General features: G+C 70.0%; 1 protein-coding gene. It reads right to left on the bottom strand.

The annotated features are described in order from the left end of the window. A partial coding sequence (locus tag ABD323_RS42120) for a PKD domain-containing protein (RefSeq protein WP_344447349.1) occupies nt 1-826 on the bottom strand: 826 nt, incomplete at its 3' end. Nucleotides 827-850: the final 24 nt, after the last annotated feature.

Here is an 850-nt window from a genome sequence, read left to right as displayed (position 1 = left end):
CCCGGGTGCCCACCACCCGACGGGGCGCCACCGGGTTGAAGTAGCTGCCGTAGTCGGGGTTGTACGCGCCGATCCGGTCCACCACGATGTCCACCGGCGCACCGGAGTTCCAGATCGCGACGGTGCCGTCCGAGCCGACGGGCACGGTGACCATGTTCGGGACGATCGAGCCCTTGGTGTAGTTGACGTTGGAGCTGTTCGGCCGGGGCACCCCGCCGGGGGCCACCGTGAGGAAGCCGTCGCCGGAGGGCAGTACGGCCGTCACGTTGAGCACGATGGCGTTGTCCCGCCAGCCGCCCCTACCGCCCTGGCCCACCTTCACGGTGAGCTTCGAGCCCGAGCCCAGCCTGGTGTAGTCGCCGGTGCGGGTGTCGATCAGCCGGATGTGGCTCCCGCCGGGGTACCGGGCGGCCTGGTAGCCGATGGTGACCGTCTTGGTGAGCGAGCCGGTCTGGCCGTGGTTGTCCTTGGCGGTGACGGTGATCTTGTAGTCACCCGGCGCGGCGTAGAGATGCGGTTCGGACAGGTTGCCGGTCGGGGCGCTGCCGTCGCCGTAGTCGACGGTGAAGCTGTCGAGCGGCCAGGGGGCGGTGGTCCCGGTGGTGTCGATCACGAAGGCCAGCGGGCGGTAGCAGCTGTCGGGGTAGGAGGCGGCGCAGTGCTTGGCCTCGAAGGCCACCTGGGGCAGACCGGGCTCGTTCACCACGACCGGCTGGAACGAGCTGATGGTGCTCGGCTTCCCGTCCGCGCCGCTGACGCCGGCGGTGATGGTGAACTTCCCGCTGCGGGTGTACGTGTGGTCGACCTTGGGCGTGGTGGAGGCCAACCGCGCCCAGGCCTCCCCCAAATC

This window comes from Kitasatospora nipponensis (assembly GCF_039528135.1).
Classification (GTDB): domain Bacteria; phylum Actinomycetota; class Actinomycetes; order Streptomycetales; family Streptomycetaceae; genus Kitasatospora; species Kitasatospora nipponensis.
This window is presented reverse-complemented; position numbering and strand designations above follow the sequence as displayed.